Raw genomic sequence first — 1,890 nt, 5'->3', positions numbered from 1 at the left:
TTAATTTCCGGTCACGACGGTGGCACTGGGGCCTCACCATTAACCAGCCTCAAGCACGCGGGTGCTCCTTGGGAAATTGGTCTGGCCGAAACTCAGCAGACTTTGTTGCTCAACGGTTTGCGTGACCGCATCGTGGTTCAGACCGATGGCCAGCTAAAGACTGGTCGCGATGTCGTCATTGCTGCACTGCTCGGTGCAGAGGAGTATGGATTTGCGACCGCACCATTGGTCGTAATGGGTTGTGTGATGATGCGGGTTTGTCATCTCGATACTTGTCCTGTGGGTGTAGCGACCCAAAACCCGTTGCTGCGCGAGAAGTTCTCGGGCAAGGCTGAGTATGTTGTTAACTTCTTTGAATACATCGCACAGGAAGTCCGTGAGCTACTTGCCGAACTCGGTTTCCATAGCCTTGATGAAGCAATCGGCCACAGCGAAGTGCTTGATGTTGAGCGAGCGGTTCAACACTGGAAGGCCTCAGGACTGGATCTTTCACCTATCCTCTATCGCCCGAATGTTGATCCGAACGCTGCTTTGCGACATACCACGAGCCAGGATCACGGCCTTGAGCGAGCGTTAGATAACCAGTTGATTGAAATTTGCCAGCCAGCAATCGCAAATGGCGAGGCCGTTCGAGCACAACTAGAAATCAAGAACGTCAATCGCACAGTTGGCACCATGCTCGGTTCGCAGATAACTCGCAAATGGGGCGGTGCTGGACTGCCAGCGGGCACCATCGATTTGTTGTTCACCGGCTCTGCTGGTCAATCATTTGGCGCGTTCTTGCCTGCAGGTATCACATTGCGTCTTGAAGGTGATGGCAACGACTACGTGGGCAAGGGTCTTTCTGGCGGTCGAATTGTCGTGCGCCCAGCTCGCACTGCGCCACTAGTTGCCGAACAGAACATCATCGCAGGAAATGTGATTGGCTACGGAGCCACTTCGGGCAACATTTTCTTGCGCGGAATCGTTGGCGAACGTTTTTGTGTGCGAAACTCTGGCGCAACGGCCGTTGTTGAAGGTGTCGGCGACCATGGTTGCGAATACATGACTGGCGGACGCGCAGTTATCCTGGGTCCAACTGGCCGTAACTTTGCCGCTGGCATGAGTGGTGGAATTGCCTACCTACTAGATGCGGTAGTTCCTAACATCAACAGGGAAATGGTAGATATCGAAAGCCTAGATTCTGCTGATTTGGATTTCCTTGAGGAGATTTTGCAGCAACACTTAGCAGAAACTGATTCCGAAGTCGCCAAGAGTCTGCTGGAGAACTGGCCGGCTCATGCTGGTCGATTCACCAAGGTCATGCCAACTGATTATCGCCGAGTGCTTAACGCTAAAGCTAAGGCTGAAGCCGAAGGTCGCGATCCAATTGAAGCAATCATGGAGGCAGCCCGTGTCTAAATCTTTTGAAGTGGAAGGAAGCTGAAATGGGTGATCCACGCGGATTTATTACCACGGAGCGCGAAACACCAAAGCGCCGTGGGGTTCTAGTTCGAATCAAAGACTGGAATGAAGTGTATGAGGATTTTCCCGTTGAGAGTCTGACCAAACAAGCTGGTCGTTGTATGGATTGCGGTATTCCGTTTTGTCATAATGGTTGCCCGCTGGGAAATCTAATTCCAGAGTGGAACGACTTAGTGATGCGCCAAGAATGGAAAGATGCTTCCGAGCGTCTGCACGCCACCAATAACTTCCCAGAATTTACCGGTCGACTGTGTCCAGCGCCATGTGAAACTGCTTGTGTTGTTGGTATCTCGGGTGATCCGGTAACCATCAAAAATGTTGAAGTATCAATCATTGACCGTGCTTGGAATGACGGAAATGTTCTACCGCAAATTCCTGAGCGGCTAACCGGGAAGACCGTAGGTGTTATCGGTTCCGGTCCGGCTG

At 51.9% G+C, this 1,890-nt stretch carries 2 protein-coding genes; both read left to right on the top strand.

Features of this window, described 5'->3' with window-relative positions; translation table 11 throughout:
* Positions 1–1,401: glutamate synthase subunit alpha (locus EBS36_07385; protein ID NBU32970.1), on the top strand; the 1,401-nt coding region annotated here is incomplete at its 5' end.
* Positions 1,402–1,427: 26 nt separating this feature from the next.
* Positions 1,428–1,890, top strand: a 463-nt coding sequence (gene gltD / locus EBS36_07380) for a glutamate synthase (GenBank protein ID NBU32969.1), incomplete at its 3' end; no start/stop codon positions are given.

This window comes from Actinomycetota bacterium, assembly GCA_009923495.1.
Lineage (GTDB): Bacteria > Actinomycetota > Actinomycetes > S36-B12 > UBA5976 > UBA5976.
Note: the sequence above shows the minus strand (reverse complement) of the source record. Positions and strands in the feature narration are given on the sequence as shown.